Below are 22,637 nucleotides of genomic sequence, written 5' to 3'. Positions count from 1 at the left end.
GACAGAGCCAGTCACGGCTCAGTGGACTGATTACCGCGTGTCGGTCCGGGTGACCAGGAGGCCGCCGACGAAGGTGTGCGTGGGGCGGAGATCACGCAGCGCGTCGCCCGTGCCCTGGGCGGGATCCTGGTCCCAGACGGTGAGGTCGGCGAGGCGGCCCGGGGTGAGGGTGCCGCGCAGGTGCGCCTCGCCGGTCAGGCGGGCGGCGCCCGCGGTGTGCAGGGTGAGGGCTTCGTCGTAGGTGATGGCGTGCTCGGGGCCCTTGACCCCAATGACGGTCTGCCGGGTGGTCATGCCCCAGATGGAGCGCATCGCGCCGAACTGGCCGACGGGGAAGTCGGATCCGGCGCTGACCTCGGCGCCCAGGTCGATCCAGCCGCGGGCGGGGAACAGCCGGGCGACGCGTTCGGGTCCCCAGAAGCCTTCCTCGACCTCGGCGGTGTCGTGCAGCAGCGGCTGCTGGATGGTGACCGGGATGCGCAACGCGACGGCGCGGGCCTGCTGTTCGGGTCCGGCCAGGCCGCCGTGCTCCATTACCAGCGTGCCGGCGGGCAGCCCAGGATTGCGCTCGAGGACGCGCTCGTAGACGTCCAGCAGGGTGCGCACCGCGCGGTCGCCGTAAGCGTGGGTGCCGACTCGCCAGCCGCGCCGGACCACAGCCTCGACGGCCTCGACCAGCGCGTCCGGCTCCCAGATCAGCATTCCGGAGAAGGCGTGGTCGCAGGCGTACGGCTCCTCGGTGGCCCCAGCCTCCAGACCGCCGTCGAGGCCGAACTTCACACCCCACACCGACAGCCAGGGGTCGGATTTGTCACGCCACTCCTCCATGACGTCGAGCAGGTCCTCCACCTGGGTGGCGCTGGTCAGCCCGAGGGCGGAGATCAGCGCCCGCACCCGGGTGCTGAGCGCCCCCGCCTCGCGAGCGGCCAGGAGCACCGCGTAGTCCTCGGGGGTGACCGCGCAGTCGCGTACGGTCCCGATGCCGGTGGCGGCGTAGTCGCGGGTGGCCAGGCGCAGTCCGTCGATGCGCTCGGCCCGGTCCGGGGCCGGGACCAGGTGCTCCACCAGGTGCAGGGCGTTGTCGATCAGCCGGCCGTCCAGCTTACCGTCGGCGCTGCGGCCGACGGTGCCGCCCGGCGGTGCGGGGGTGTCCTCGGTGATGCCCGCCAGCCGCAGCGCATAGTGGTTGACGACGTCGTTGTGGCCGCCGCGCTTGACGAGGACCGGGTGCCGGTCGGTGGCTTGGTCGAGTTCGGCTGCGGTGGGCATGCGGCGCTCGGTCAGGTTGAGTTCCTGCCAGTTGGTGGTGGTGCGGATCCACTCGCCCTCGGGGGTGACGGCGGCCCGCTGCCGGATCAGGTCGAGGAACTCGGGGATGTTGCCGGCCTGGTGCACAGGGACGTCATGGGCACCGAGCGCCGCGAAGATCAGGTGGGTGTGGGTGTCGTCGAAGGCGGGCAGTACGGTGGCACCGGGCAGGTCATGGACCTGTGTCTCCGCGCTCACCAGGTGATCGAGACCGTTCGGGACGGCGGACACGGCCGCGATACGGTCGCCGCGCACGGCCACCGCCCGCTGCACCGCCTGACCGGGCACCAGGGTGTGCACCGCCCCGGCGCGGATCAGGAGGTCGGCTCCGTGCTCAGTCATCGTCTTCTCCCTCATCTCATGCCGGATCCCGAACACGTCGTTCGGTGAGGAGACCGTTGTAAGAGAGATGCGGGAATTCACCGCCAAGCTGATGACTCCTGCCCAGAAAGTACGCCAGCACCTGGGCCTAGCATGCGGATCATGCGACAGGTGCTCGATGAAACCGATCGGCGGATCGCGGCGGCCCTGGTCGCCGCGCCGCGTGCCTCCTGGCGTGAGGTGGCCCGCTGTCTGGGGCTGTCCGAGCGCACCGTCGTACGCCGGGTCGCCCTGCTGTACGCCGACGGCACCCTGCGCGCGACCGTGGTACGCAACCCGGCCCGCTTCCCGCACCTGATCCCCGTCGCCCTGCGCATCTGCTGCCGCCCCAACAAGATCCGGCAGGTCGCCCAGGCGCTGGCCCGCCGCCCCGACACCGTCTGGGTGGACATCCTCGGCGGCGGCGACGAGATCTCCACGATCTTCTTCCTGGAAGGTCCGGAAGCCCGCAACAACCTGCTGTTGCGCGACCTGCCCGCCACCGACGCCGTCGGCTCCTGGACCGCCCACACCTTGCTGCGTGTCTTCCCCACCGCCTTCCGCTGGACCGCCGGCCTCCTCTCACCGGAAGAACTGGCCGAACTCGTCCCCGGCCCCGCGCAACCGACGGCCTCGGCACCGTCGTACGCGCCTGCCGACGTCGACACCGCGCTGATCGCCGGGCTGACCGAGGACGGCCGGGCCACCTACACGGACCTGGCCCGCCGCGCCGGCACCACCGCACTCACGGCCCGCCGACGGCTCGAAGCCCTCCTGGAGAGCCAGGCGCTGCGCCTGGCCACCGAGCTCGATCTCGCACTGCTCGGCGCGCAGACCGAGGCACTGCTGTGGATCTCGGTGCGGCCGGGCGCGCTACAGGAGGCCGCGCGGCCCCTGAGCGCCCACCCGCACGTCCGGTTCTGCGCCGCCACCACCGGGCCCGCCAACCTGGTCGTCGCCGTCGCCACCGCGAACCTCGACGCCCTGTACACCTTCCTCACCGACGCCGTCGGCCCCTTGGAAGCGGTCACCGCCATCGACACCACCCCGCTGCTGGCGACCGTCAAACGCACGGGTCTGATCCGACACTGACGAAAGTACTGACTTCAGCTCGTCAGGGTGAACTTACTTGAACTCCCTGATGGGCCCAGAGGGGGCCGTATCCCGTGGTGTGTGAGGTATGGGGGATGAGGGCGTACTGAGGCTTCCCCTTGATGACCTGGAGCCACATGGGACATCAGCAAGCGGTACAAGGGCGTGGACTACACCGAACGGCCTGACCGGCATCGAGCTCCATGCCGCCGAGGTGAAGCTCGGACGCTGAGCGCCCCCGCGGTCCTCACCCATGCCGAGAAGAAAGGCGACCCGTGCCGCGGCGCCATCGAGTTCGAGGGCGAGAACATCGTCGGGTGGGACGAGGCGCGGCTGAACACCGTCCGCGGCCAGGGCATTTCGATGGTGTTCCAGGACTCGCTCGACAGCCTCAACCCCGTCTACTCCGTGGGCTCGCAGGTCACCGAACTGCTGCGGGTACGCCAGGGTCTGGACCGGCGAGCCGCGCGGGAACACGCGGTGGCGCTGATGCGGCAGGTCGGCATCCCGGCGGTTGAGGAACGCCTGAAGGACTACCTCCACCAGTTCTCCGGCGGCATGCGGCATGCGGCATGCGGCATGCGGCATGCGGCATGCGGCAGCGCATGTGCATCGCGCTCGCCATCGCCCTGCGCCCTCGGCTGCTCATCGTGGACGAGCCGACCACGGCACTCGACGTCTCCGTGCAGGAAGGGATCCTGCGGCTCGTCCGGCAGTTGCAGCGGGAGACAGGGATGGCCCTCATCTTCGTGACGCACGACCTCGCCGTCGCACGGCTGGTGGCCTCCGAGGTGGCCGTGATGTACGCCGGCGGGATCGTCGAGCGGGGCGGCATCGACGACATCTACCGGCGCCCGGCACATCCCCATACCCGGGCGCTGCTCGCGTCGCAGCCCGACACCGCCCGCAACTGGAGCGATCTGCGCCCGGTCGCCGGCAGCCCACCGGACAAGGCCGACATCGTCCCGGGCTGCGCCTTCCACCCGCGGTGCCCGCTCGCCACAGACCGGTGCACCACCGAGGAACCTGACCTGCGCGCCCTCAGCGCGGACCGGCTGAGCCGCTGCCACCACGCGGAGGAGGTCCTCGATGCCGCGCACTGAGCCCGACACACGGCCCGAGGGGGCTGCGGAGGGGGCTGACCCGCCCCTGCTGCGCGTCGAGAACCTGCACCGGCACTTCGTCACCGGGCCGCCCCGGAACCGTAAGGTCCTGCGCGCGGTGGACGGTGTCACCTTCGACGTCGGCGCGGGGGAGTGCCTCGCGGTGGTCGGCGAGTCCGGGTCGGGCAAGTCCACCCTGGCCCGGGCGTTGATGCGCCTTGTCGAGCCGACCGGCGGCTCGGTGCTGTACAAGGGCCGCGACCTGCTGGCGCTCTCCGGCCGGGAGATGCGCGAGGAGCGCCGCAACCTCCAGAACGACCGAGGAGCTGTACGGAAACCCGGCACACCCCTACATCCGGGCACTGCTGAGCGCCTCGCCCGGCCGTGCCCCCGACGTTGACCTCGCCGACGATGTCCTCCCCGGACCCGTTGGGGGGGGAGGCCCCCGGCCCTTCCGGGACGGTGGGCTGCCCCTACCGCACCCGGTGCCCCAAGGCGCGGGACATCTGCGCCACCGAGAGACCCGAGCTGGGAACCGGCGCACATCCCGAGTGCCTGCCACTTCCCGGCCGGATCAGAATAGCATTCTCCAAAGTTGATACGGGGGTTCTCAGTCAGAGAGAGGGTCCCTATGCTGAACCTCGCCGTCGGCCATCCCCGCACACCCGCCCGCGACAAGCGGCTGCCATTGCTTCATGGAAGCGAGGTTCTCCCTTATGCGCACGAGTACGAGACTCCTCACCCGGCGAGGATTGCTGGCCGGAGCGGCCGCCTCGCTGCTGGCCGTGACGTCCGTCCAGCCCGTCGCTGCTCAGGCCGCCGAACCTCCCGCCTCGCTCTCCCCGGCTGAGGTCTCGGTCGACTTCGGCTCGCGTGAGGGCCAACTGCCGCACTCAGAAAGGCTGAACAACTTCGGCAACGTGACGGCGTGGCCCGACCAGCGCGCCGGTGACGTGAAGTTCCTGAACAAGCAGGGCCTGCACGGCGACGTCTACCGCATCTGGCTGAGCAGCCCGAACGCGGCGGACGGTCAGGACGTGTTCAACCTGTGCGACCTGAAGACCCAGCGGTGTGATTTGTCCAAACTGGACGCCTACCTCACCGAGGCGAGCACGGTGTCCGACTCGGTGCTGATCAACCTCAACCCGACGGACTTCGTCGAGGGCAAGCGGCCCATGAAGGACCTCGAGCCGATGCTCGAACTGATCGTGCGGAGCGTCAAGGCGAAGTACCCGCGCGTCAAGTATGTGGAAGCCTTCAACGAGCCGGACTGGCAGTTCTACGGTCAGCAGCGCAGGCAGGGAATCCCGCCGGAGAAGACGACGCTGCAGCCGGGTGACCTGTACCGCTTCTACAAGCCGTACTACGCGGCGGTCAACGCGGTCAACAAGGGCCTCAGGCGCGCGGACCGCATCGAGCTCGGCGGGCCGGCACTGTCGTGGCTGGACCCGAAGTGGGTGAAGCCTTTCCTTGACGACTTCGCCGCCGACGAGAATCCGCACAAGCGTCTGGACTTCCTCGCCTACCATGCGTACCTCGCCTGGGATGACGACACGTACAAGACCCCGACGACGTACAAGGACGACCTGAGGGTGGTGGCATCGCAGCGGGAAACCCTGCTCGGTTGGCTGAACGAACGCCGCATCCACCAGCGCATCCCGAGCTACGTCACCGAGACGGGCATCTACCCCGGTCCGGCCTACGACGACACCGACCCCAAGAAGGACTATGTCCGCCAGGCGGCCGGCATGGCCACCTACGCCTACTACTTCGCGAACCAGCCGGACACCTACATGTTCAACTGGTGCGTCCGGCACCGGGTCGAGGAGCGCAAGGACCAGCTCGTGACCCGCACCCCGAACGGGCCGGTCAACGACACGTTCACTCCCTACGGCAATGAGATGCTGATGCAGTCCCGGATGAAGGACACCAGGGTGTCCGCCGGCGTATCGGGCGCGCTCGAAGGGGACAACGGCGTCTACGCGATGGCGTCGAAGGACCGGTCTGGCGCGTCGCTGATGGTCTGGAACTGGCAGCATGTGGGCGACCGCAGTTATCGAGCCACCATCGACATGTCCCGGATGCCGTCCGAGCTCAGGAACCGTCCCGTCCGCCAGCTCATGTACCGGATCGACCAGAACACCAGCAACTACTTCTCCGACCCGGCCAAGGCCGGCCTCCAGCTGGTCGACCGGAAGATCGTCAGGCCAGGCAGGACCCACACCGCCACCGTCGATCTCGCGCCCAACGCGATCTACCTCATCGTCCTGGAGCGTGCCTGAGCCCGAGGGCGGTGCCGTCCTCGGAGGGTGCCGCCCGTGCCGACGGTCACGGGGCGGCACCGCATCCGCAGTCGAGGATCACCCTCGGCACGTACCGGTTCAGCGGCGCTGCCGTACGGCAGCGCACACAGCCACCTCGGCATCGTCCGGGCCGCCATGCCCGGCGAAGCCGGCCCCCGTGATCCAAGTCCGGCCCCCGGCGTCCGGCCGGAGCGGGCACGGGCACGACGGACTCGGAGCCCGGACGTGCGGTCCCGCCCGGGTACCGGACCGTGCAATGCTGCCGGTTCGCCATCCGTCCCTCGCTTCCGGAACCAAGCGCGCACACAGCCGACGCCACGAACGGGGCCTCGCCCGACCGCGATCAGGTTCGCGCACCGGCAGCCGAGAAGTACGAGCCGATGCTGGAGGTCGTCGACGGCCGGGTCGAGGTGCCGAGCGCTCCGGGATGGGGCGTCGAGCTCGTCCCCTCCTTCGTCCGGGACGCGGAGCGCGCCGTGTCCCGGACCTGAGGGGGGGAGGCCGGGCCGGCGCAGGCCGGCCGGCTCCTTCACCCGGACGGCGCGGGTCCGGTATCCGGCTCGCCCTCCGCCCCGAGGGTCAACCCGGTGCCGCCTCGGTGTTCCAGCTCCGCGACCAGCACCGTCTCGACGGCGCTCATGTGCATCGCCATCAACTGGTGGGCGCGCCGGGCGTCGCGCTGTCTGATGGCCTGCAGCACCAGCCGGTGGTGTTTCAGGTACTCCTCCGCGGCATGCTCGCGGCTGTGGGAGCGGTACTTCAGCTCGCTCCAGGTCTGCTCGTGCATCAGGTCGATGAGCGTCCTCTCCAGCGCCAGCAGCACGCTGTTGCGGGACGCGGCGGCGACGGCCAGGTGGAAGGCGAAGTCGGGCTCCGCCACGTCCTCGTCCGCCCGGGTCGCCCGTGCCTGTTCCTCGAAAACCGTCTCCAGGGCGGCGAGATGGGTGGGGTGGTGCGCCAGGGCAGCCTGCTCCGCGCAGACCGGTTCGATCGCCGCACGGCGACGATCACGTCGAGCGGACTGTGCTCGCCGAGGGCAGCGGCCTGGGCACGCAGGAACGTGGCGCTCGAACCGCCCTCGGTCGCGACGTATGTGCCACTGCCGGTCCGGATGTCCAGGACCCCTGCGTGTTCCAGCACGCGCACCGCTTGCCGGAGGGGAGCCGCGGCTGACCTGCAACCGGCTCGCCGGCGTCCGTTCCGCCAACAGCGCGCTGCCCGGTGGGAAGAATCCGGACCGGATGCCGGCCAGGATCTGCTCCACGACCGAGGCGTACAACTGGGGCCGACCGACGGCCTGGGACGCCCCATCTGGTGAACCACTGTGCTGGCCCTCCGGTTTCTCCGGGCTCGGCAGTCCCGGCATTGGTCATGCGGCTGGACCAAGCGTGCCCATCGGGCTACCGAGCACGCCGGGCGGCTACCAGGTCGGTCGTGGCGCCGTGTCACAGGTCCCCGCGAAGGCCTGCAGTTCCCGCCGGACGTCGGGTCCGGTCGGCGTGTAGACGACCTCCTGGAAGCCGAGCTCACCAAGCCGTGTCAGCTTGCGGCCGATGCGGGCGGCATCGCCGACCATGGTCGCGGTGTCGATGTGTTCCAGCAGCAGCCGGTCACGGTCCGTCAGGTCGGTGACGTGCCCCTCGAAGGTGAGCAGGCGGTGTTCCCCGGCCTCGGCGACCTCCTCCAGCGCCTCCCGCCAGGCGCGCCCTCCCGGCCTTGTGTCGACCGCCTCGGCTCCGCCGCGCGCGTAGGCTTCGTGCCAGTCGACGACCCGCCAGGGCCCGATGGCCTCCCGCACGCGTGCGCTGCCGGCGTCCTCGCCGTCGTCGAGGACTGTGCCGGACACGATGGTCGCCGTGGGGAGGCCGGGATGTGGCCTACCGATGATCCCGTCGGCCAGTCCTGTGGCCAGGGCGCTGCCCCGGGGGCCGAAGACGCTGAGCCACACCGGCACGTCCAGCGGGCGGGCCGCCGTCAACCCGGGGGCGTGCAGCATGCGCGCCGGCTCGCCGTCCAGCAAAACGGTGTCACCCGCCAGGAGCTCGCGCACGGCGCGGACGTACTCGGCGAAGGCGTCGAGCCGCATCGGCCGCTGCCCCAGGGCCAGTCGGGCCGTGAAGCCGGTGCCGAAACAGGCCCGGAAGCGGCCGGGCGCCAGCCGGGCGAGGGTGGCGATCCCGGACGCCATGGACATCACTGAGCGCTCGTCCGGCACGAGCACCGAGGTGGCCAGACCGATGCGGGTCGTCCGGCGGGCCGCCAGGGCCAGGTGGACGAAGGGGTCCTCCCACAAGGGCGCGGAGTCGTAGATCCACACCCGGGCGTAGCCGAGTTCCTCGGCGAGAACGGCCAGATCGGCGAAGTCGGGGCCGGGAGGGAGGCCGCACGACAACTCGGGGACACTCACCGGGCGCCCGCAGAGCCCGGAGCGAGGGCCGCGGGGACCCAACTCGTGTGCGAGGCATCCGAGTTGAACGGGGTTGTGTTATAACGCATATACCGCATAAGGCGAATGACGCTCATAAAACGTATACCACCCATTCGTTGTTATATGTAGCGCATTGGAGATGCCCATGCCCAAGGGGTACGTGATCCTGACCGAGGCCATCCGCGACCGGACCGGGATGAACGCCTACAGCCGGGCTGCCGCCCGGTCGATGGCCGAGGCAGGCGCCCGCGTGCTCGCCGTCGAAGGAGAGCCCGAGGTGCTGGAGGGTCAGTGGCACGGCGACCGGACGGTCGTCCTCGAATTCGAGTCGGTCGAGGCGGCACGGGAGTGGTATGAGTCGGCCGAGTACGCGAAGGCCAAGCCGCTGCGGCACGCGGCGGCGGAGACCAACGCCGTACTGGTCGCCGGGTTCGAGATGCCACCACGGCCGGCCTGAACCGCGTCAGTGACAGGTGATGGCACGCTCGGGGCAGCTCATCGCCGCCGAGCGTGCCGCCTGCTCGAACTCCTGCGGCACGTCGGGCTGTTCGGTCACGGCGTAGCCGTCGTCGTTCAGGTCGAACACCTCGGGGCTGACGGTGCAGCAGACGCCGTGACCGCGGCAGCGGTCCTCGTCGATGGTGATCTTCATCGCGTGCTCCCCTCGGCGGGTGTGAACTCCAGGTTGAGGTGGGTCAGGCCCCGCAGGATGTAGGTCGGGAGGTATTGGTAGCGGCGCGCGTGGGCCGGTCCGTGCACGCCCTCGGAGATCCGGATGACGCCGGTGCGGGCCAGGAGACGCTCGATGCCGACCCGTGCCTCGGTGCGGGCGAGCGGTGCGCCGGGGCAGGTGTGGATGCCGCGGCCGAAGGCGATGTGGTGGCGGGCGTTCGGGCGGGCGGGGTCGAAGGTCGCCGGGTCCTCGAAGCGGCGCGGGTCGCGGTTCGCGGCGCCGTTGACCACCATCAGCGTGGTGCCCGCCGGGATCTCCACCCCGCCTACCGCGACCGGGACGCGGGAGAGCCGGAAGTCACCCTTGACTGGGCTCTCCATCCGGAGCGTCTCCTCGACGAAGTTGGGGATGCGGTCCGGCTCCGTGCGCAACAGCGTCTGAATGTCGGGGCGTTCGGCGATCACCTTGAACGCGGAGCTGAGCAGGCGGACCGTGGTCTCCTGCCCGGCCGAGAACAGGTTGGCGGCCACCCGGACGGCGTCGGCGACCTCCGGCAGGGAGCCGTCGGGGAACGTGGCGGTGGCCAGGCCGGTCAGGACGTCCTCGCGCGGCTCCCGGCGCCGGTCCTCGATGTAGTCCGAGAACCGCCCGTACAGGAACTCCAGTGGCGAGTGGGCGAGGGGGTCCTCGCCGGTGCCGCCGATGCCGCCCCCGTCCCGCGGCCGGCGTTGGAGCTTGTCGAGGAACTCCTCCCGGTCCTCCTCGGGCACGCCCAGCAGGTCCGCGATGACGAGCAGCGTGAACGGTCCGGCGAACTTGCTGATGAACTCGCCCTCCGGCCGGGCCAGGAAGGTGTCGAGCATGCGGTCGGCGATCTCCCGTACGGCCGCTTCGTTCTCCTTGAGCCGCTTCGGGGTGATCAGCCGCATCAGCAGCCCGCGGTGCGCGGTGTGTACGGGCGGATCGAGAGTCGGCAGCTGATCGCTCATCGGCAGCTCGTCGCGGTGCCGCTCGATGAGCTCGCTGACGTCGTCACCCTCCAGCGGGACCGGCAAACCGGGGAAGGGACCCGTCACCGACAGGCAGGACGAGAAGGTCTGCGGGTCCTGGGCGATCTGGACCGCCTCGTCGTACCCGGTCACCATCATCACGCCGTGGTGGGGTTCCCGGGTGACGGGGCAGCGTGCGCGCAGGGCGTCGAAGTAGGGGTACGGGTCCGCCACGGTGGTGTCGTCCCGGAAGAAGTCGATCGTGTCGATGTCTTCGGGCGGCTCGTCGTGGGCCACTGGCCGGTCTCCTTCGTGAGTGGAGGTGTAAGCATTCTTCTCGTGTGCGGGAATCTAATTCTCGCTGCCGTATATGGCTAGTGACCCGCCCGAGTCGGCGTGGCCGCTCTCGATCTCGTCGGCCAGACCCCAGCGCCGGGCCTCCGTCGCGCTGAGCGTGGCACCGCTCATTGCCAGGTAGGCGGTCCGTTCGGGGCCGATCCGCGTCGGCAGGCTCGCTGTGCCGCCCGCCCCTGGGATCAGACCCATGCCGATCTCGGGCAGCCGGATCACCGTGTCCGGCGCAGCTGTCACCCGGTCGGCGAAGGCAGCCAGTTCGATGCCCGCGCCGACACAGGCGCCGTGCAGATGCGCGGTCACCTCGGCCCCGCACCGCTGGAGCAGGGCGGCGGGGCTGCGGTGCACGCGCACCTGATGGGCCCGCGCCGGGTCGGTCGAGGAGCCGAACTCGGCAAGGTCGCCGCCGCTGCAGAAGGAGGGGCCGCTGCCGCGTAGGTCGACGCGGGTGACCGTCGAGTCCGACGCGGCGACCTCCAGGGCCTCGCACAGGGCGTCCCGCGTGGCGGCGTCGAAGGCGTTGTGGACCCGGGGGCGGTTCAGTGTGATGGTCAGCCTGTCGCCGTCGCGGTCGAGGAGGACCGGCTCGGTGGACGGACGGGCGGCATGCGGGCGTTTCCCGGCGAGCCAGGAGCGGAAGGAGGTCCCTGCCTGAAGGGTGGAGTAGGCGAGGGACTCCACGACCAGCCGGTCGGGCGGCGGCAGGCTCGGACCCATGCGGAGCACCTGCACGAGGGCCAGGCAGGCGTCGGGGCGGGCGGTGACGATGTCCCGGAGCCGCTGCGCGGTTGCGTACGGATCGGCGCACCCGACCCAGGGCCGGGGCGGGTCGGGCGATGCGGCGAGCAGCAGGTCGAACTCCCCGGCCGTTTCCGCGGGTTCTGCCGCCACGGCGACGCGCACACAGGAGGTTTCCCGTGAGGGGTGGGAGGTCGGGCCGTCGAGGTCGACCAGGAGGAAGGGTGGCTCCATGACGCTCGCAGTGTAACCTTGCTTCACCTCTGACGAGAAGGGTGTTTGCGTGATGAAGAATGCCGCTCTCGCCCGCTGGATGGCAACCGTGGAGGGCAGACTCGGGTCCCTGACCGCCGTCGCCGACGACTTCGCCACCCTGACGGGCGTACCCGTCGACCTCGCCGGTGCGCTCTTCGATCGGGCCGAGCTCGCCGGATTCCGCCTCCCGGCCAGGGTTTCGGCAGGCGGCTCCTGCCAGCTCCTCGCCACCGCCGACGGCTGGGCCGCGGTCAATCTGGCCCGCCCCGACGACCATGCCACCCTCCCGGCCCTCCTCGCGCTCCTCGGCGCACCCCGCGCCGGGCTGCGGACCGCCGCGCGCCGGACCGGCGCGACTGAACTGGTGCGATCAGCCCAGATGCTGGGCATGGCCGCCGCGGCACTCGGATCCGAGCGCGGCGACCGCGCGCCGGTGCGCGCCGAACGGCACGGGCAGTCCCGCCCGCGCGACCTCACCGGTCTGAAGGTCGTCGATCTGTCCGCGCTGTGGGCGGGCCCTCTGTGTGCACGGCTGCTGGGTCTGGCCGGCGCCCGGGTCGTGAAGGTGGAGAGCACCACCCGGCCGGACGGGGCCCGCTTCGGCCACCCGGACTTCTACCGACGCCTGCATGAGGGACACGCGAGCTTGGTGCTGGACTTCGCCTCCGGCGCACTCGCCGGGGCGCTCGCGGACGCCGACGTGGTCGTGGAGGCGTCCCGGCCGCGGGCGTTGCGGCGGCTCGGGGTGCACGCGGAGGAGTTCCTCACCGCCCGACCCGGCCGAGTGTGGGTGAGCATTACCGGGTACGGCCGCGACGACGACCGGATCGCCTTCGGCGACGACGCGGCCATCGCCGGCGGACTGGCGGGCAGCGACCGGCACGGCGATCCGGTGTTCCTCGGCGACGCGCTCGCCGATCCCGTCACCGGCCTGTACGCCGCCCACGCCGTCGCCCGCTCGCTGGCCCGGGGCGGCGGGGAACTGCTGTGCGTGTCCATGGCGGCCTGCGCCGCGGCACAGGCCGAGACACCGGCGGCGACATGCTGATCAGAGACGTGGAGGTCGAGGGGCGGGGGCGGGTGGACGTCCGTGTCGAGAGCGGCCGGGTCGCCGGGATCGGGCGCCGACTGGCCGGGGACGCGCAGGTCGAGGGACGTGGCGCGGCGCTGCTGCCCGGGCTCCACGACCACCACGTCCATCTCACGGCGCTGGCCGCGGAGGCGGCCTCGGTGCGGGTGGGGCCCGCCGAGGTGCACGGACGCGACGAACTCGCCGAGTGCTTGCGGGCCGGGGCGCCGGGGGAGTGGGTCCGGGCCGTCGGCTACCACGAGAGCGTCGCGGGGGAGCTGGACCGGTGGACGCTGGACGCCCTCGTCCCGGACCGGCCGGTCCGGGTGCAGCACCGCGGCGGCGCCATGTGGTTCTTGAACAGCGCGGCGCTGCGGGCGGCCGGGCTGGAGAGCGCCGACGGGCGCCTGTGGCGTGAGGACGGACGTCTGCGCGCCCTCCTCCCGCCCGTGCCGCTCGACCTGGCCGACGTCGGGCGCCGCGCCGCGGCCCTCGGCGTCACCGGGTTCACCAACGCCGACCCGCACCCCGCCGACGGTCTCGCGCAGACGCTGTCCGTCCTGCCCCAGCGGCTCGTCGTCATGGGCGTCGACCCGCCGGTGAAGCTGATGCTCGACGACCCGACCCTGCCCACCCCCGCAGATCTGGCCGCCACGGTTGCCGCGATAAGGCCCCGGCCGATCGCCGTGCACTGCGTCACCCGCGTGCAGTTGCTCGTCACACTCCTCGCCCTGGAGGAGGCGGGCCCGGCCGAGGGAGACCGGATCGAGCACGGGTCCGTGATCCCGGCCGAGGCTCTCCCACGCCTTCGCCGACTCGGTGTGACCGTGGTGACGCAGCCCCACTTCCCGATCGAGCGGGCCCGGGCCTACGCCGCCGAGGTACATCCCGACGACCGGCCGCACCTCTACCGCTGCCGGAGCCTCGCCGAAGCGGGCGTCCCGGTCGCTGCCGGAACCGACGCGCCGTACGGCACCCATGACCCCTGGGCCGTCATGCGGGCCGCCGTCGCACGCCACGCGGCAGAGCGCCTCACCCCGCGCGCGGCACTGGGACTGTTCCTGGGCGGCCCGCACCGGCCGGAACGCCCCCGACGGGTGGCGGTCGGCTCGCCGGCCGACCTGTGCCTGCTCCACGTGCCCCTGCGGGAGGCGCTCGACGCGCTCACCGCCGACACCGTACGGGCCGCCTACGTACGGGGCCGGCCGATCACCGAGCCCGCGCCGGACAACGAAGGAGCGCAGTGAACGAGACGCCCGACGAGGACTTCCGCAAGCCGTACGCGGACGTGGACGAATGGCGTGACACCCCGGTGCGCCACCGCTATGTCCACGGTGGCTTCGCCGACCACGGCACCCGGTTCTCGATCTACTTCCCGCCCGACGACGCCTACCAGGGCCGCTTCTTCCAGCACATCACCCCCGTCCCCGGCAGCGAGCACCGGGCACAGACCGCCCGGGGGCAGGAGGACAGGATCTCCTTCGCCGTGTCGAGCGGCGCGTACTTCCTGGAGACCAACGGCGGCGGCGCGGACCCGGGTGACCCGACCGTCGCAGGCTTCCGCGCCAACGCGGCGGCGGCCCGCCACTCACGCGTCGTCGCCCAGTGGGTCTACGGGCCCCACCGCGTGCACGGGTACGCGTACGGCGGCAGCGGCGGCGGGTACCGGACCATCGCCGGCGCCGAGAACACCGACGGTGTCTGGGACGGTTTCGTGCCGTACGTCATCGGCAGTCCCATGGCGGTACCGAACGTCTTCAGCGTGCGCATGCACGCACAGCGGGTGCTCCGGCACCGGCTCGACGCCATCGTCGACGCACTGGAGCCCGGCGGCAGCGGCGACCCGTACGAGGGCCTCGACGCCGAGGAGCGGGCGGCGCTCGCCGAGGTCACGGCCATGGGCTTCCCGCCACGCGCCTGGTTCGGCCACCGCACGATGGGCATGCACGCCTTCACCGCTCTCTACGGAGGCATGCGCCTGCTGGACCCCAGCTACTTCGAGGACTTCTGGACGCTGCCCGGGTACCTCGGGGCCGATCCCGGGGCCTCGGTCCACCGCGACCGTCTGCGGCACGCCTCCGGGATCTCCGCCGTGATCACAGCGCGGGAGGCGGCGCGGCTCGGCCTCGGCGTGTCGCGGGCGGCGGACGCCCGGGGTGGGGTGGACGACGCCTTCCGGGGGCCTGCGGCGGAGGAGGGCTCGGTCGTCGCCCTCCGACTCGCGGTACCCGCCCCCTGCGACGCGCAGGGCACGGAGCTCATCGTCCGCTCCGGGCGGGCCGAGGGGCAGTCCCTCGTCCTGCGCGAAGTGCGGGGCGATCTGGCGCTGCTGGACGAGCGGAACGACCCGTTTACAGTCACGGCCCTGCGTCCCGGGGACCGCGTGGACATCGACAACAGCAACTTCCTCGCGGCCCAGACCTACCACCGCCACCAGGTGCCGCCCGAGGGGTTCCCGGTCTGGGACCGGTTCCGCGACGCGGCCGGGAAGCCGATCCCGCCGCAGCGGCCCCAACTGTTGGGGCCGCTGTTTTCCCTCGGCGCGGGCGGGTCGGTGCAGACGGGGGAGTTCTCCGGAAAGATGATCGTGGTCGCCTGCCTCCTGGACCGGGAGGCGTTCCCCTGGCAGGCCCACTGGTACCGGTCGGCCGTCCGGCAGCACCTCGGCGACGCCACCGACGAGCACTTCCGCCTCTGGTACGTGGACCACGCCCTCCACGGCGACGAGGAGATCCAGGAGGATCCCACCCGGTCCGTGAGTTACCTGGGAGTCCTGCATCAGGCGCTGCGTGACCTGAGCGCGTGGGTGGAGCAGGGCACCCCGCCCGCTGCCTCGACGGGTTGCACGATGACCGACGGGCAGGTCGTGGTGCCGTCGTCCGCCGCCGGGCGGCGGGGAGTTCAGCCCGTCGTCCGGCTGACCGTGGACGGCGCGGACCGTACCGATGTGCGGACCGGGGAGGTAGTGACCCTGTGTGCCGTGGGCGAGGTTCCGCCCGGTGCCGGGAAGGTGGTCGCGGTCCAGTGGGATCTCGACGGCGACGGCACGTTCCCCGCGACCGAGGACGTCACGCCGGCCGAACGGGTCCGCGTGGAGCGGCGCCACGCCTTCTCCTCACCCGGCACCCGCTTCGTGACCGTACGCGTCCGCTCCGAACGCGACGGCGACGCCTCGGCCCTGTTCACGCGGGTGGACAACATCGCCCGGGTCCGCGTGGTCGTCGCGCGCACGGACGGCTCCGACGCGGGCCGCACCAGCTGACGGCACTGCTGTGGAGGCTCGGTCCCCCCACAGCAGTGCCCGCGGGGCGGCGCCCTCGCCCCGCCGCTTCAGACGCTGTACCCGCCGTCGACGCCCAGCGCCTGCCCCGTGACGAACCGGGCCCGGTCCGAGGCGAGGAACGCGACCGCCTCCGCGATGTCCTGGGCCTGTCCGAACCGGCGCAGCGGGATGTTGCGGCGGGTGACGGCGAGGGCGTCCTCGTCGAGTTCGCCCGTGTCGATCAGCCGGCCCGCGATGCCGTCCGTGAGCATGCCCGGGGCGACGCAGTTGACGCGGACGCCGTAGCGGCCCTCCTCCGCGGCCAGGGCACGGGCGACGGCCTCGACCGCCCCCTTGGCGCCCGAGGAGAGCCCGTCGCGGACGGGGTAGCGGCGCGTGGCGACGGTGGTGACGGCGACGATGCTGCCGCTGCTCTCCCGCAGCAGCGGCAGCGCGGGATGGACGAGGTTGAAGAACGCCACCGCGTCGGCCTCCAGCTGGGCGCGGTACCGGCTGGGCGTGACCTTGCTCAGGTGGGTCATGGGCACGTGCGGCCCGGCCGCGTACACCAGCGTGTGCACACCGCCGCATCCGCGCACCACCCGGGCCGTCTCCGCCTCGTCGGTCAGGTCCAACCGGACGGCGGTGACCTGACGGCCGTGGCTCTTCATCTCCCGGACAAGGTTCTCCGCGGCTCCCTGGGAGGAGCGGTAGGTGAACACGACGTCGCTGCCGCGTTCGGCCAGCGTCCTCGCGATCGCGGCGCCGATGCCACCGGTACCACCGGCCACGAAGGCCGTGCCCGGCCTGGCGGAGAAGTCCTCCATGGACATGTGTCACAACCCCAGGGACTTGGCGATGATGACCTTCATGACCTCGCTCGTCCCGGCGTAGATACGGGTGATGCGGGCGTCCGCGTACAGCCGGGCTATCGGGTACTCCAGCATGTAGCCGTAACCGCCGAAGAGTTGAAGACACCGGTCGACTGCGCGAGCCTGCATCTCGGTGCAGAACAGCTTGACCCTCGCGGCGTCCGCGCCGGACAGCCGCCCGTCGACCAGCTCCAGCACGGCCCGGTCGAGCACGGCCTGCGCGGCCTCGATCTCGGCGTCGACGGCGGCGAGTTCGAACTTGGTGTTCTGGAACGACGCGACCGGCGTCCCGAACACGTTGCGTTCCCTGACGTACGCGATCGTCGTGTCGAGCGCGGCCCGCGCCTGCGCGACCGAACCGACGGCGACGGTCATCCGCTCCTGGGTGAGGTTGTGCCCGAGGTAGCCGAAGGCCCTGCCCTCCTCGCCGAGCCGGTTGGCGACGGGCACCCGGACCTCGTCGAAGGCGAGCTCCACGGTGTCCTGGACCTTGATGCCCATCTTGTCCAGCACCCTGCCGCGCGTGAAGCCCGGCATGCCGTTCTCCACGACCAGCAGCGTGAGCCCCGCCCGGCGGTCGTCCGGGTCGGTCGACGTGCGCGCCACCACGATCACCAGGTCGGCGAGCAGCCCTCCGGTGATGAAGGTCTTGGCCCCGCTCACTATGTAGTGGTCGCCGTCGCGCACGGCGGTCGTACGGATTCCCGCGAGGTCGGAGCCGGTGCCGGGCTCGGTCATCGCGATCGCGGTCAGCAGCCGGCCGGAGGCCAGCCCGGGGAACCAGCGCCGGCGCTGCTCCTCGTTCGCATAGGCGAGGAAGTACGGCAGGATGACGTCGAGTTGGGTGCGGACCGTACCCAGTGTGACCAGTGCGCGGGCGGCCTCCTCCTGGAGGACGACGTTGTAGCGGTAGTCGGGCTGCCCGCCTCCGCCGTACTCCTCCGGGACGGCCACGCCCAGCAGCCCGAGCGAGCCGAGCCGCTCGAAGAACGACCGGGGCAGCCGCCCGGCCTTCTCCCACTCGGCGTAGTGCGGAACCACCTCCTTGGCCACGACGTCCCGGACCAGCTCCCGGAACGCCTCGTGGTCGGCGGTGAAGACATCGCGACGCACGTCAACGCCCCCCGTCAGCCGACGAGTTCGACGAGTGTGGCGTTCGCGGTCCCGCCGCCCTCGCACATGGTCTGGAGTCCGTAGCGGATGCCGCGGTCACGCATGTGGTGGATCATGCGGGTCATCAGGACGGCTCCCGAGGCACCGAGCGGATGGCCGAGCGCGATGGCGCCGCCGAGCGGGTTGACCAGCTCCGGGTCGGCACCCGTCTCGGCGAGCCAGGCGAGCGGAACGGGCGCGAAGGCCTCGTTCACCTCGAAGACCCCGACCTCCGACAGCGCCACCCCGGCCTTCCCCAGCACCTTCTCGGTGGCCGGGATCGGCCCGGTCAGCATCAGCACCGGGTCCGAGCCGACCACCGCGCCCGCCCGGTGGCGCACGAGCGGCGTCAGTCCCAACTCCCGTGCTCTGTCCGGGGTGGTGACCAACAGCGCCGCCGCACCGTCGGAGATCTGGGAGGAGTTGCCGGCGTGGATCACGCCGTCGTCCTCCAGGAAGGACGGCTTGAGCTTCGCGAGCGTCTCCACACTGGTGCCCCGGCGAACGCCCTCGTCGGCGGTCACCCACACCACCGGCACGATCTGCTCCTCGAAGACCCCGCTGTCCTGCGCGGCGGCGGCCCGCTCGTGCGACAGCGCAGCGTACGCGTCGAGCCGGGGCCGGGTGAAGCCCCACTTCTGTGCGATCTTCTCCGCCGAGATGCCCTGGTTGAAGGAGAAGTCCTGGTACCGGCCGAGGACTTGAGGGCCGTACGGCATTCCGCTCGCCCTGGCCGAGCCCAGCGGGACCCGGCTCATGACCTCCACCCCGCCCGCCACGACCACGTCCTGCTGCCCGGACAGCACCGCCTGCACGGCGAACTCCAGCGCCTGCTGGCTCGATCCGCAGGCCCGGTTGACCGTCGTCCCGGGGATGCTCTCGGGCCAGCCCGCGGCCAGCACCGCGTAGCGGCCGATGTTGCTCGACTGGTCGCCGATCTGGGAGACGCACCCCCAGATCACGTCGTCGACGGACTCCGGATCGACCCCGGCCCGCTCGACGAGCGCGTTCAGCACCGCAGCGGACAGGTCGGCCGGGTGGATGCCGGCCAGCCCGCCGTTGCGCTTTCCCACCGCGGTGCGGACCGCTGCCGCGATCACCGCTTCTCGTATCACGTGTCGTCCTCCGGTCGGCTCGGCACGGCCCAGCGGCCCGTGAAGAGTGGTTCGCGTCGCGCGGCGAACGCGGCGTACGCCTCGCGGACGTCCGCGCCCGCGAAGTTCACCGCCTGTGCCTTCGCCTCGTTCGCCAGGGCGTCCCGCAAGGTGCGGTCGGTGCCCTCGTTCAGCAGGGCCTTGGTCTGGGCGTGGGCCACCGGGGGGCCGGCCACCAGCCGGGCGGTCAGGTCGTCGACGAAGGTGTCCACCTCGTCGGTGTCCGTCACCCAGGTCACCAGGCCCAGCGCCTTCGCCTCCTCGGCGTCGATCGTCTCCGCGAGCAGCGCGAGCCGCTTGGCCTGCTGCAACCCGACGAGTCTCGGCAGCAGCCAGGAGCCGCCGCAGTCCGGGGACAGCCCGCGTCGGGCGAAGATCTGCGAGAAGCGCGCCTGGGGCGTGGCGACCACCAGATCGCAGCCGAGCGCCAGGTTCCAGCCCGCTCCCACCGCCGCCCCCGTCACCTTGGCGACCGTGGGCACGGGCAGTTCGTGCAGCAGCAGCGTCACCTCGGTCAGGGGCCGCATCCGGTACAGCGGGTGGGCGCTGCTGACCCGCTCGGGAATGTCCGCACCGGAGCAGAACGCGCCGCCCGCCCCGGTCAGGACCAGCGCCCGGACGGACCGGTCGCCGCCCGCCGCCGCGAGGGCTTCACGCAGGGCCTCCCACAGCTCGGCGTCGATGGCGTTCCTGCGGTGCGGCCGGTTCAGGGTCAGTGTCCGCACGCCGTCGGCGTCGCTCGTCAGCAGCACGCTCACCGGACCGCCCCCCGCGCCCGCAGGGCGGCGATCTCCGGCTGTGTGTAGCCGAGTTCGGCCAGCAGGGCGTCCGTGTGTTCGCCGAGCCCGGGGACCGCGCCCATCGGCGGGTCGAACCCGGCGATCACGGGCGGCGGCAGCAGCGCGGGCACCGGCCCCGACGGTGTGCCGACCCTCCGCCAGCGGTCGCGGGCGGCCAGATGGGGATGGTCGAGAACATCGGTGACCGTGTTGTAGCGGGAGTTGCCGATCCCGGCCGCGTCGGCCCGCTCCTGGACGTGACCCAGGTCGTACCGCGCGCACCAGTCGCCGATCGCGGCGTCGAGAACCTCGCGGTGCTCCACCCGTCCGGCGTTCGTGCGGAACCGCTCGTCGTCCGCCAGGTCCGGGCGGCCGAGCAACTCCCTCGCCAGCCGCTGCCATTCGCGGTCGTTCGTGGTGCCGAGCACGACCGTCTGCCCGTCGGCCGTGCGGTAGGCGCCGTAGGGGGACACGGCGGGCGAACTCATGCCGAGCGGCTGCTGCTCGACCCCCGAGTGGCGGGTGTAGGTCAGCGGGTAGCCCATCAGTTCGGCCATGGTGTCGAACAGGCTCACCGCCACCTGCCCCGGCCGCCGGGCGTACAGCAGCGCCAGCACCGACAGCGCCGCGTACAGCCCACTGCACACGTCCGCGACCGGAGGGCCCGGCTTGGCCGGAGCACCCTCCCGGCCGGTCACCGAGCAGGCCCCCGACTCCGCCTGGACCAGCAGGTCGTAGGCGCGTTTGTGGGAGAGGGGCCCGCCGGGGCCGTACCCGTCGATCTCCACCGCGATCAGGTCCGGGTGGCGCACCTCCAGGTCGGCGGGGGCCAGGCCCAGCTTGGCCGTCGTGCCGGGGGTCAGGTTGGAGACCAGGACGTCGGCGCGCTCCAGCAGCCGGTGCAGGACCGCCTGCCCGCCGTCCGACTTCAGGTCCAGGGCCACCGACTCCTTGCCCCGGTTGGCCCAGACGAAGTGGGCCGCGAGGCCGCCGACCACGTCGTCGTAGTGCCGTGCGAAGTCACCGCCCTTCGGGTTCTCCACCTTGATCACCCGGGCACCGAAGTCGCCGAGCGTGCGCGTGCACATCGGGGCCGAGACGGCCTGCTCCAGTGCCACCACCGTGATCCCCGCGAGGGGGCCGCCGTTCGTCACCGGGTCAGCTCCCCAGCCGTGCGCGCAACTCGTGCTTGAGGACCTTCTGGCTGGCATTGCGCGGCAGGTGGTCCACGAAGCGCACCCGGCGGGGCACCTTGAAGTTGGCCATGTGGTCCCGGGCCCAGGCGATCACGTCCTCCGCCGTGACGTCCGCGCCCGGCCTCGGCACGACGAAGGCGCAGCCGACCTCGCCGAGCCGCTCGTCCGGAACCCCGATCACCGCCGCCTGCGCTATCGGCTCGTAGCCGAGGAGCAGCTTCTCGATCTCGGCCGGGTAGGCGTTGAAGCCGCCCACGATGAACATCTCCTTCTTCCGGTCGACGATCGCCAGGTTGCCGTCAGGGTCCAGGCGGCCGATGTCGCCGGTGTGCAGCCAGCCGTCGCAGTCGATCGTCTCGGCGGTGGCCGCGGGGTCGTCCCAGTAGCCGCGCGTGACGTTGTAGCCGCGAACCAGGACCTCCCCCTCCTCGCCCGCCGGCACGTCCTGCCCGGTTTCGTCGGCGATCCGGACCTCGACGTCCGGGATCGGACGCCCGGTGGTGCGGGCCACCGTCTCCTCGCTGTCCCCGACCCTGGTCGTGGTGACCAGCGCCGTCGACTCCGTGAGCCCGTAGGCGCTCAGCACGATGTCGAAGGACAGGTCCTTCTTCATCGCCCGGATCAGCGACTCGGGGATGGTCGTGCCGCCCGTCATCGACACCCGCAGGGACGACAGGTCGTACGAGGACCGCTGCGGATGGTTCAGCAGGTCGTGGAAGATGGTCGGCGGGCCGAGGACGATGCTCACCCGCTCTCCTTGAACGATTTCGAGGGCGCGCCCCGCGTCGAAGACGGCCATGGGGATCACGGTCACCCCGTGCATCAGCGAGGCGAGCCAGCCCGCCTTGTAGCCGAAGCAGTGGAAGAACGGCGGGATGACCAGGAAGCTGTCGGAGGCGTCGAAGGTGTACTCAGTGGACATCCAGCCGTACGCCCGCAGTGTCTGCCCGTGGGTGAGGATCACGCCCTTGGGGTGGCCGGTTGTGCCGGAGGTGAACATCACGTCGGAGACGTGATCCGGAGTGAGCCGGTCGATGGACTCCTGGGCGGCAGCCTCGGGGCACTCCTCGCCATGCGCGAGGAACTGACTCCAGTAGAGGCCTTCCGCGCCACCCGGCATCGACACCGCGGTCCGCAGCGCGGGCACTTCGGGGTCGGTTCGTCTCAGCTCGGCGATGTAGTCGGTGCCGAGGAACGACGCGGCGGCGAACAGCGCCTTCGCGCCGGACTTCCGCAGGATGTAGGAGATCTCGGTCGCCTTGAAACGGGTGTTGAGCGGTACGACGACACCTCCCGCGCCCTGGATGCCGAGGGCTGTCACGATCCACTCGACCGAGTTCGGTGCGCACAGGCCGACCCGGTCACCCGGCCCGATACCGAGTGCCAGCGCCGATCGCACCGCGTGGATCATCCGGGCCTCCAGTCCCCGGAAGGTGAGGCGCAGTTCGCCGTCGACGAGTGCCGGGGCGTCGCCGAACCGCCGGGCGGCGACTCTCACCACGTTCGGGATACTGAGGAATTCCAGGTCGTGTCGCATGACGAGGGCTCCG

20 protein-coding genes are annotated in these 22,637 nt (G+C 71.5%); 8 read left to right on the top strand and 12 right to left on the bottom strand.

What is annotated here, in order from left to right:
- Window positions 1-30: 30 nt before the first annotated feature.
- Window positions 31-1,650, bottom strand: a complete 1,620-nt coding sequence (locus IG99_RS29440) for an amidohydrolase (protein WP_037679124.1) — start codon at window positions 1,648-1,650, stop codon at window positions 31-33.
- A gap of 141 nt (window positions 1,651-1,791) precedes the next feature.
- On the opposite strand from IG99_RS29440, the gene IG99_RS29435 reads away from it, so the two are divergent.
- From IG99_RS29435 to IG99_RS29420, 4 genes are all read left to right on the top strand, one after another.
- Window positions 1,792-2,760, top strand: a complete 969-nt coding sequence (locus IG99_RS29435) for an Lrp/AsnC family transcriptional regulator (RefSeq protein ID WP_037679123.1) — start codon at window positions 1,792-1,794, stop codon at window positions 2,758-2,760.
- A gap of 572 nt (window positions 2,761-3,332) precedes the next feature.
- Window positions 3,333-3,863, top strand: coding sequence for an oligopeptide/dipeptide ABC transporter ATP-binding protein (locus IG99_RS44335; RefSeq protein ID WP_078947966.1), 531 nt, complete (start codon window positions 3,333-3,335; stop codon window positions 3,861-3,863).
- Complete coding sequence (locus IG99_RS47920; RefSeq protein ID WP_051866027.1) at window positions 3,850-4,263, top strand: ATP-binding cassette domain-containing protein; 414 nt, start codon at window positions 3,850-3,852, stop codon at window positions 4,261-4,263. The genes IG99_RS44335 and IG99_RS47920 overlap by 14 nt, the downstream gene beginning before the upstream one ends.
- Before the next feature lie 316 nt (window positions 4,264-4,579).
- Window positions 4,580-6,145 (top strand): hypothetical protein, encoded by a 1,566-nt coding sequence (locus IG99_RS29420; RefSeq protein ID WP_158973263.1) that lies wholly within the window; start codon window positions 4,580-4,582, stop codon window positions 6,143-6,145.
- Between the two features lie 550 nt (window positions 6,146-6,695).
- On the opposite strand, the gene IG99_RS46125 is transcribed toward IG99_RS29420, so the two are convergent.
- Both IG99_RS46125 and IG99_RS29410 read right to left on the bottom strand, forming a co-directional pair.
- On the bottom strand, window positions 6,696-7,532 hold the full coding sequence (locus IG99_RS46125; RefSeq protein WP_234312000.1) for a FadR/GntR family transcriptional regulator: 837 nt from the start codon (window positions 7,530-7,532) through the stop codon (window positions 6,696-6,698).
- Between the two features lie 54 nt (window positions 7,533-7,586).
- Window positions 7,587-8,573, bottom strand: a complete 987-nt coding sequence (locus tag IG99_RS29410; protein ID WP_037679060.1) for an LLM class flavin-dependent oxidoreductase — start codon at window positions 8,571-8,573, stop codon at window positions 7,587-7,589.
- Between the two features lie 166 nt (window positions 8,574-8,739).
- Here IG99_RS29410 and IG99_RS29405 point away from each other — a divergent pair, with 166 nt between their 5' ends.
- Window positions 8,740-9,051 (top strand): DUF1330 domain-containing protein, encoded by a 312-nt coding sequence (locus tag IG99_RS29405; RefSeq protein WP_037679057.1) that lies wholly within the window; start codon window positions 8,740-8,742, stop codon window positions 9,049-9,051.
- Between the two features lie 6 nt (window positions 9,052-9,057).
- Here IG99_RS29405 and IG99_RS29400 read toward each other — a convergent pair whose 3' ends face one another.
- Genes IG99_RS29400 through IG99_RS29390 form a run of 3 tightly spaced genes read right to left on the bottom strand, consistent with a single transcriptional unit; the run spans window position 9,058 to window position 11,582 of the window.
- Window positions 9,058-9,246: a ferredoxin gene (locus IG99_RS29400; protein WP_037679055.1), complete on the bottom strand. Its 189-nt coding sequence runs from the start codon at window positions 9,244-9,246 to the stop codon at window positions 9,058-9,060.
- Window positions 9,243-10,553 carry a cytochrome P450 gene (locus IG99_RS29395; RefSeq protein WP_037679052.1) on the bottom strand — a complete coding sequence of 437 codons (1,311 nt, stop codon included), beginning with the start codon at window positions 10,551-10,553 and terminating at the stop codon, window positions 9,243-9,245. The genes IG99_RS29400 and IG99_RS29395 overlap by 4 nt, the downstream gene beginning before the upstream one ends.
- A 54-nt stretch (window positions 10,554-10,607) precedes the next feature.
- On the bottom strand, window positions 10,608-11,582 hold the full coding sequence (locus IG99_RS29390) for an enoyl-CoA hydratase/isomerase family protein (protein WP_051866026.1): 975 nt from the start codon (window positions 11,580-11,582) through the stop codon (window positions 10,608-10,610).
- A 52-nt stretch (window positions 11,583-11,634) separates the two neighbouring features.
- Between IG99_RS29390 and IG99_RS29385 the strand changes: the two genes are divergently transcribed.
- Genes IG99_RS29385 through IG99_RS29375 form a run of 3 tightly spaced genes read left to right on the top strand, consistent with a single transcriptional unit; the run spans window position 11,635 to window position 15,934 of the window.
- The gene (locus tag IG99_RS29385; RefSeq protein WP_234311999.1) at window positions 11,635-12,651 is read left to right on the top strand and encodes a CoA transferase; all 1,017 of its coding nucleotides are present in this window, start codon (window positions 11,635-11,637) and stop codon (window positions 12,649-12,651) included.
- The gene (locus IG99_RS29380; protein ID WP_037679119.1) at window positions 12,645-13,919 is read left to right on the top strand and encodes an amidohydrolase family protein; all 1,275 of its coding nucleotides are present in this window, start codon (window positions 12,645-12,647) and stop codon (window positions 13,917-13,919) included. Before IG99_RS29385 ends, IG99_RS29380 begins: the two co-directional genes overlap by 7 nt.
- A complete protein-coding gene (locus IG99_RS29375; RefSeq protein ID WP_037679049.1) occupies window positions 13,916-15,934 on the top strand; it encodes a PKD domain-containing protein in 2,019 nt (672 codons plus the stop codon). Before IG99_RS29380 ends, IG99_RS29375 begins: the two co-directional genes overlap by 4 nt.
- Window positions 15,935-16,002: 68 nt before the next feature.
- On the opposite strand, the gene IG99_RS29370 is transcribed toward IG99_RS29375, so the two are convergent.
- From IG99_RS29370 to IG99_RS29345, 6 genes are read right to left on the bottom strand one after another with little or no spacing between them, the layout of a single operon-like run.
- Window positions 16,003-16,761, bottom strand: a complete 759-nt coding sequence (locus tag IG99_RS29370; RefSeq protein WP_051866036.1) for an SDR family NAD(P)-dependent oxidoreductase — start codon at window positions 16,759-16,761, stop codon at window positions 16,003-16,005.
- A gap of 9 nt (window positions 16,762-16,770) precedes the next feature.
- Window positions 16,771-17,919 carry an acyl-CoA dehydrogenase family protein gene (locus IG99_RS29365; RefSeq protein WP_037679047.1) on the bottom strand — a complete coding sequence of 383 codons (1,149 nt, stop codon included), beginning with the start codon at window positions 17,917-17,919 and terminating at the stop codon, window positions 16,771-16,773.
- 14 nt (window positions 17,920-17,933) lie between these two features.
- Window positions 17,934-19,070 carry a thiolase family protein gene (locus IG99_RS29360; RefSeq protein WP_037679117.1) on the bottom strand — a complete coding sequence of 379 codons (1,137 nt, stop codon included), beginning with the start codon at window positions 19,068-19,070 and terminating at the stop codon, window positions 17,934-17,936.
- Window positions 19,070-19,870 (bottom strand): enoyl-CoA hydratase/isomerase family protein, encoded by an 801-nt coding sequence (locus IG99_RS29355; protein WP_037679045.1) that lies wholly within the window; start codon window positions 19,868-19,870, stop codon window positions 19,070-19,072. Before IG99_RS29355 ends, IG99_RS29360 begins: the two co-directional genes overlap by 1 nt.
- Window positions 19,867-21,045: a CaiB/BaiF CoA transferase family protein gene (locus IG99_RS29350; protein ID WP_037679043.1), complete on the bottom strand. Its 1,179-nt coding sequence runs from the start codon at window positions 21,043-21,045 to the stop codon at window positions 19,867-19,869. Before IG99_RS29350 ends, IG99_RS29355 begins: the two co-directional genes overlap by 4 nt.
- A 4-nt stretch (window positions 21,046-21,049) precedes the next feature.
- Window positions 21,050-22,624: a FadD3 family acyl-CoA ligase gene (locus tag IG99_RS29345; RefSeq protein WP_037679040.1), complete on the bottom strand. Its 1,575-nt coding sequence runs from the start codon at window positions 22,622-22,624 to the stop codon at window positions 21,050-21,052.
- Between the last annotated feature and the right edge of the window lie 13 nt (window positions 22,625-22,637).

This window comes from Streptomyces griseus subsp. griseus, from assembly GCF_000720255.1.
Classification (GTDB): Bacteria; Actinomycetota; Actinomycetes; order Streptomycetales; family Streptomycetaceae; genus Streptomyces; species Streptomyces griseus_I.
Note: the sequence above shows the minus strand (reverse complement) of the source record. Positions and strands in the feature narration are given on the sequence as shown.

What these genes read in the sequence shown, in the direction of transcription:
- IG99_RS29440 (WP_037679124.1), bottom strand. Translation starts at nt 1,650, where the DNA reads ATGACTGAGCACGGAGCCGACCTCCTGATCCGCGCCGGGGCGGTGCAC.
- IG99_RS29435 (WP_037679123.1), top strand. Translation starts at nt 1,792, where the DNA reads ATGCGACAGGTGCTCGATGAAACCGATCGGCGGATCGCGGCGGCCCTG.
- IG99_RS44335 (WP_078947966.1), top strand. Translation starts at nt 3,333, where the DNA reads ATGCGGCATGCGGCATGCGGCATGCGGCAGCGCATGTGCATCGCGCTC.
- IG99_RS47920 (WP_051866027.1), top strand. Translation starts at nt 3,850, where the DNA reads ATGCCGCGCACTGAGCCCGACACACGGCCCGAGGGGGCTGCGGAGGGG.
- IG99_RS29420 (WP_158973263.1), top strand. Translation starts at nt 4,580, where the DNA reads ATGCGCACGAGTACGAGACTCCTCACCCGGCGAGGATTGCTGGCCGGA.
- IG99_RS46125 (WP_234312000.1), bottom strand. Translation starts at nt 7,532, where the DNA reads ATGCCGGGACTGCCGAGCCCGGAGAAACCGGAGGGCCAGCACAGTGGT.
- IG99_RS29405 (WP_037679057.1), top strand. Translation starts at nt 8,740, where the DNA reads ATGCCCAAGGGGTACGTGATCCTGACCGAGGCCATCCGCGACCGGACC.
- IG99_RS29400 (WP_037679055.1), bottom strand. Translation starts at nt 9,246, where the DNA reads ATGAAGATCACCATCGACGAGGACCGCTGCCGCGGTCACGGCGTCTGC.
- IG99_RS29390 (WP_051866026.1), bottom strand. Translation starts at nt 11,582, where the DNA reads ATGGAGCCACCCTTCCTCCTGGTCGACCTCGACGGCCCGACCTCCCAC.
- IG99_RS29385 (WP_234311999.1), top strand. Translation starts at nt 11,635, where the DNA reads ATGAAGAATGCCGCTCTCGCCCGCTGGATGGCAACCGTGGAGGGCAGA.
- IG99_RS29380 (WP_037679119.1), top strand. Translation starts at nt 12,645, where the DNA reads ATGCTGATCAGAGACGTGGAGGTCGAGGGGCGGGGGCGGGTGGACGTC.
- IG99_RS29370 (WP_051866036.1), bottom strand. Translation starts at nt 16,761, where the DNA reads ATGGAGGACTTCTCCGCCAGGCCGGGCACGGCCTTCGTGGCCGGTGGT.
- IG99_RS29345 (WP_037679040.1), bottom strand. Translation starts at nt 22,624, where the DNA reads ATGCGACACGACCTGGAATTCCTCAGTATCCCGAACGTGGTGAGAGTC.